The following is a 6000-nucleotide window of genomic DNA, read 5'->3' as shown; positions in this document are numbered from 1 at the left end:
CGCCATCTCCAAGTACAACGCACGAGGCACCGTCGATCGCACCAGCTACAAAGCCACGATCAGCATGGAGATCCACACCAGCCCAGAGCCTTGACGCACTGGCGCAGACCTTAACTACACGGCATTGGGTCTAGCGGGCACGTGGCTCCCCGGCGGTCCCGGGCAACGAGGTAGGCCGCTGGATGTCAGCGGGCCTGCCTGGCTTGCGGTGGCACCGCGGCGGAAATTCTTCGTCCCCGCCGAACCGGAAAATCGGACAATATGTACGAACTCAACGCAATTACGCCTTTACATAAGGTTGACTATCATGACTAAACGGGAATACTGGTTTACCCGTTGACCGTCGTTCGACTGAGACCGAGGATGCCATGTCACTTGGCCTCGCCCTACCCCAGGCAGAGCCGCACCAGGCACGCAGTCGTGCCGACGTCGCGGAAAGGCGCGGTCCATTCCGACATGGTCCATGCCGGACGTTGTGCTGATTCCGCCACGCGCCGCTAGCAGACTCTTCGGCGGTTGACAAATTCCGCCGGCTCTCCTCGACCTCAGGACTTGTCATGCCGCCAGACTCCTTCAGCGTCCCGATAACGCTCATCGCCCTTGGCCTCCTCATCGCCCTCGTGGGCGTCGTGCTCCTCCACCTGCGCGTACGCCGCGATCTCGCCCATGTCCGCGGGCAGCTCGGTCAGGCCCGTCAGGAACAGCGGCATCGGACGCACGAGTCCAGCGCCGGCCAGCAGCGGCTGGCCCAGGCGGAGCGCCAGATCCAGGAGAGCGCGGAGCAGCTGCGCGAAGCGCGCGCCCAGCACGACCTCGTACGCGCCGAGACCGAGCACCTGATCACGAGGCGAATTCCCGCCCTGCTGTCCCACCTGCGCACCCCCCACGTGGTCGTGCCCGGCGTGCAGGAGCCGGCACTCGCAGGCACCGACATCGACAGGCAGCACAGCGCCCTTCTCGACGCGTTCGCCCGCGGCATCAGAGAGGAAGGCGAACGCATCGACGAAGCGGCCCAGGCGGTCATCAGAGGCGCGATGTCCCGCGTGCAGACCCAGGCGCTGCGCGCCCAGGACCTGCTCGCCGATGTGCAGCAGCGCTACAGCGGCGACGAGCACACCACGCTCCTGCGCGAGGTGCTGGGACTGGACATGTTCAACGAACTGATCATCCGTCGCGTGCAGGTGACCGGCATCGCGTGCGGCGCCACGCCCGGCCTGTCGCGTGACGACACGTATCTGGTGGACCTGGTGGTGGGCGCCGTCTCCCGGGTGGAGAACTTCGAGCAGCGCATCGAGAGCCCGGCCAACCACCTGCGCCGCCGGATCGGGGTCGCCGCCCGCGCCGCGGAGTCGATCCTGTTCATCACCGCCGAACTGCTGGCCAACGCGGTCCACCACTCCTACGGCACGCTCAAGGTGAGCATCGCCGTGCACGAGACCAACAGCGGCGCCGCCATCGTGATCGACGACGCCGGTGTCGGCCTCAACGAGGAGCAGTACGCCCGCGCCACCCGCCTGCTGAGCGGCACCCAGCCGATCCGCCTGGTCGACCTCGGCAACCCGCCCCGCACCGGCTGGGCCGCCATCGGCCGCCAGGCCGCGCACTACGGCCTGCAGGTCACGGTCAAGAAGAGCGCCTTCGGCGGCGTACAGGCCGTGCTGACCGTCCCCGCCGCCCTGCTGGTGGAGATGCCGGAGAACACCCGGCCGTCGGTGCTGGCGCCCGAGCCGGTCCGCGCCTCGGTCCCGGCCGGCCGGACGGAGCCCCTGCCGGCGGTTTCGCGGCTGGAGCCGGTCTCCTCCGCCGCGGGAACCGACTTCGTGACGGCGCCGCAACAACGGTCGGCGGAGGACCTGGCGCCGCTCCCGCAGCGCCGCCGCCAGTCGCCGCGCCCCACGTCCGGCTCCGGGCGCGCCGGAGGCGGCTCGCAGGGCCCTGACGGCCGCACGCTCACCACCCCGGAGGAAGCCCAGAAGCGGTGGGGAGACTTCCAGATCGGAGCCGAAGCGGGCCGCCGCGAAGCGTTCCCGACCGATCCGCACGACACCACCGAAGGGAATTGACCGTTCCATGGACGCTCACAGCGCTTCAAGCCGTGTTCCGACCAAGGGTCGCGCGTTGTCCCTCGACGTGTCCTGGGTCCTGTCACCTCTCCTGGCACTGCCCGGAGTCACGCGAGGTGTGGTGCTGAGCCGTGACGGGCTGATCCTCGGCGGCTCGGCCGATGTGACGACGGAGAGCGGCGAGCGCGCCGCCGCCATGACGAGCTCCGTCCTGGGGGCCGCCCGCGCCCTGTGCGAGGGTCTCAGCGGCGGCACCGACGTCGGGGTGGAGGACATCGTCATCTCCGCCGGCAGCGGCTACTACTACATCGCCCCGGCCGGGGACCGCGCCGCCATCGTGGTCGCCGCCACCGGAGCGGTCAACATCGGCGCGCTGGCCTACGAGGTGCAACTGCAGGTGCAGAAGCTGATCAAGGCTCTTGACGAAGCCAGCGCGGCCAGGGTGCCGGGCGTCCGGACGTGACCTCCGGACGGCAAAGGCGGCGGGTCGTCCCGGACTACATGGCCGCCGCGAGGCTGACCGTGCCCGAACACATCGATGTCGAGCGCACGACCCTGGTCTACATCGCACCCGACGCCGCCACCAACGGGCTGGACCCGCCTGGGTCGCATCTGCTGGCCCTGCTGCAGGACGGGCCGTTGTCGGTGTACGAGTGCGCCGCGCACCTCGGCCTCCCGTACTGCGTGGTGCGGTTGCTGGTCGCCGGACTGGTCGGCAGCGGAACGTTGCTGACCCGCAATCCGCCGGTGGCCACCAGTCTGCCCGACATCGAGATCTTGGAGTTGGTACTCAGTGGCCTCCGCGCTCTCTGACAGCCGTGTCAGTGCCGAGCACATCCCGGTCAAGCTGGTCGTCGCAGGGCCGTTCGGCGTGGGCAAGACGACCATCGTCAGTGCGCTCTCGGAGATCAAGCCCCTCAACACGGAGGAGGTGCTCACCCAGGCGGGCACGCTGGTCGACGACCTCACCGGCGTGAACGAGAAGACCACCACGACCACCGCGATCGACTTCGGGCGCCTCACCCTGCCGGGGGCCGTGCTCTACCTGTTCGGTGCGCCGGGACAGACCCGCTTCCAGGTCCTGTGGGACGAGCTGGTACGCGGCGCGCTGGGGGTTCTGGTGCTGGCCGACACCCGCCGCATCGACGAGAGCTTCGCCGTCCTCGACCTGGTGGAGAAGGCGGGCATCCGTTACGCGGTGGCCGTCAACCATTTCCCCGACTCGCCGGACTACCCGCTGGAGTCCGTGCGCAAGGCGCTCGACCTCGACCCGCGCACGCCTCTGATGGTGTGCGACGCCCGCGACCCCGCCTCCGCCCGTGCCTCGCTGATCGCACTGGTGGAGCACGTCAGAGAGCTGGTGTTGTCATGACCCTGCGCTACATGCCCGACGCCGGGCGCCTGTACGGGCCCGAGTACGCCAGAGACCCGCAGGCGGTCTACGCGCAGCTGCGCGTGCGGCACGGCGCGGTCGCGCCCGTGGAGATAGCCCCGAGCATCGAGGCCCACCTGGTGATCGGCTACCGGGCCGCCCTGGACGTGCTCACCAACGTCGGCGGCGTCTGGAGCAAGAACTCCAGCGCCTGGCAGGCGCGCCTACCCGACACCCCGGAGGCCGCGGGGGCGATCGCCATGCTCGGCCGCCGGCCGAACGCGCTGTTCTCCGACGGCGCCGAGCACGCCCGTTACCGGAAGGTGATCTCCGACTGCTTCGAGCAGATCCAGCCGCACAAGCTGCGCCAGATGGTGAGCGAGGTGTCGGACTCGCTCATCAGCCAGTTCGCCGCGAAGGGCGAGGCCGACCTGGTCGCCGAATTCGCCCGGCTCATCCCGGTCCGCATCTTCAACCGGCTCTTCGGGCGGCCCGACGCGGACAGCGCCGGCCTGACCCAGGCCCTGTCGGACATGATGGAGGCCGACGGAGAGACGGGCGCGCGGGGCAGCGAGGCGTTCAGCCGCTACATCGGCGAGCTGATCCAGACCAAGCACGCCCAGCGGGGCGACGACCTGACCTCCTGGCTCATCGACCATCCGGCCGCGCTGCAGCCCGACGAGCTGGGGGAGACCCTCGTGCTGGTGGTGGCCGCCGCCTACGAGCCCACGGCCAACCTGATCTCCAACACGATCTCCCGGATGGTCAGCGACGACCGCTACTTCAGCTCGCTCACCAACGGCGCGCTCAGCACGTACGACGCCCTCATGGAGGCCCTGCGCGCCGAGCCGGCGATGTCGAACTACGGCCCGTACTTCGTGCGCCAGCCCGTGCACTTCCACGGCACCTGGATCCAGCCGGCCGAGCTGGTCCTCGTCTCCTACGCCGCGGCCAACACCGAGCCCACCAACGTTCCCGAGGAGCTGCGTTCCGACGGTGGCGCGTACCTGGGCTTCGGCGCCGGGGCGCACCGCTGCCCGGCCAGCGATCCGGCCGTGCTCATCGCCATGACCGCGATCGAACGCCTGACCTCTCACCTGTGCGACCTCGAACTGACCGTGCCCCGCGAGGAGCTGTCGTGGCGACCCGGCCCGTTCCATCGCGCGCTGGCGCACCTGCCGGTGAGCTTCACCCCGATCCGCCCCGACCAACCAGGAGATTCTCCGTGGGCAATGCAGCCCCTGTCGTCCTCGACCCCTTCGGCACCGACCTCTCCGGCGAGGTCCGCCGACTACGTGACCTCGGCCCCCTGGTCCTCGTAGAGCTCACCGGAGGCATCCCGGCCTGGGCGGTCACCCGGCACGACCTGCTCAAGCAGCTGATCCTCGATCCGCTGGTGAGCAAGGACAAGCGGCACTGGCGGCTGCTGCCCCAGGCGCTCTCCGAGCCCGGCTGGAGGTGGATCATGACCTGGATCGGCGTGTCGAACATGCTCAGCGCCTATGGCGAGGAGCACCGGCGGCTGCGCAAGCTGATCGCCCCGAGCTTCACCGCGCGCCGTACCAAGGCCATGCAGCCGATCGTCGAGGGCATCGTGGCGGAGCTGCTGGACGCCATGGCCGCGCAGCCGCCTGGCCGCCCCGTCGACCTCCGCGGCGCCTACGCCCACCCGCTGCCGATGCGGGTGATCTGTGAACTGTTCGGCGTCCCCGCGCACATGCGGGAGGAGATGGCCCGGATCATGGAGGCCATCATGGACACCACCGCCACCCCGGAGCAGGCTGAGGCCACGGCCGTCCAGATCGGCACCGTGCTCCCCGGCCTGGTCGCCTACAAGCGGGAGCACCCGGGCGACGACCTGACCACCGAGCTGATCAACGTTCGCGACAGCGGCGACTCGCTCAGCGACGACGAGTTGCGCGACACCCTGCTGCTCCTCATCGCCGCCGGGCACGAGACCACCGTCAACCTGATCGGCAACGCGGTGCACGCCCTGCTCACCCATCCGGACCACCTGGAGCGGGTCCTGTCGGGAGAGATCTCCTGGGAGGCGGTGATCGAGGAGACGCTGCGCTGGTCGCCGTCGATCGCCAACCTGCCGCTGCGGTTCGCCATCGAGCCGATCGAGATCGGCGGGGTACGGATCGAGGCGGGCGACGCGATCATCACCAGCTACATGGCGGCCGGGCACGACCCCGACCAGCACGGCCCGGAGGCCGACCGGTTCGACCCGACCAAGGAACACGGCGAGCACCTGGCGTTCGGCATCGGCGTGCACCGCTGCATCGGGGCGCCGCTCGCCCGCCAGGAGGCGCTCGCCGCCCTGCCCGCGCTGTTCGCCCGGTTCCCGGACCTCCGGCTGGCCGTGAAGGAGAGCGAGGTGCCCCACGTCCCGTCCTTCATCGCGCACGGCTGGGGCAGCCTGCCGCTCCTGCTGGGCCGCTGACCCGCGCGGAGGCAGGGGCCGGCCCGCCTCTGCCTCCATCGGCTGCTCGCGGTTACACTGTGTAACTCGATTTTCTCCTACGCCGACACTCTGGAGATAGGAGGATGAGGGCGAAAAAG

6 protein-coding genes are annotated in these 6000 nt (G+C 69.7%); all 6 read left to right on the top strand.

From position 1 onward, the window contains the following. Positions 1–557: 557 nt before the first annotated feature. The 6 genes from ABGA98_RS23160 to ABGA98_RS23135 are packed head-to-tail and all read left to right on the top strand — an operon-like array spanning position 558 to position 5881. Positions 558–2063, top strand: coding sequence for a hypothetical protein (locus ABGA98_RS23160; RefSeq protein WP_347620454.1), 1506 nt, complete (start codon positions 558–560; stop codon positions 2061–2063). Between the two features lie 7 nt (positions 2064–2070). After that, complete coding sequence (locus ABGA98_RS23155; RefSeq protein WP_347620453.1) at positions 2071–2526, top strand: roadblock/LC7 domain-containing protein; 456 nt, start codon at positions 2071–2073, stop codon at positions 2524–2526. Further along, complete coding sequence (locus ABGA98_RS23150; RefSeq protein ID WP_347620452.1) at positions 2523–2876, top strand: DUF742 domain-containing protein; 354 nt, start codon at positions 2523–2525, stop codon at positions 2874–2876. The genes ABGA98_RS23155 and ABGA98_RS23150 overlap by 4 nt, the downstream gene beginning before the upstream one ends. After that, entirely contained in the window at positions 2857–3435 is a 579-nt protein-coding gene (locus ABGA98_RS23145; protein WP_347620451.1) for an ATP/GTP-binding protein, read from the top strand. The genes ABGA98_RS23150 and ABGA98_RS23145 overlap by 20 nt, the downstream gene beginning before the upstream one ends. After that, positions 3432–4757 carry a cytochrome P450 gene (locus tag ABGA98_RS23140; RefSeq protein ID WP_347620450.1) on the top strand — a complete coding sequence of 442 codons (1326 nt, stop codon included), beginning with the start codon at positions 3432–3434 and terminating at the stop codon, positions 4755–4757. The genes ABGA98_RS23145 and ABGA98_RS23140 overlap by 4 nt, the downstream gene beginning before the upstream one ends. Beyond that, positions 4661–5881, top strand: a complete 1221-nt coding sequence (locus ABGA98_RS23135) for a cytochrome P450 (RefSeq protein WP_347620449.1) — start codon at positions 4661–4663, stop codon at positions 5879–5881. Before ABGA98_RS23140 ends, ABGA98_RS23135 begins: the two co-directional genes overlap by 97 nt. The last annotated feature ends 119 nt before the right edge of the window (positions 5882–6000 follow it).

This window comes from Nonomuraea sp. B1E8 (assembly GCF_039871515.1).
GTDB lineage: Bacteria > Actinomycetota > Actinomycetes > Streptosporangiales > Streptosporangiaceae > Nonomuraea.
This window is presented reverse-complemented; position numbering and strand designations above follow the sequence as displayed.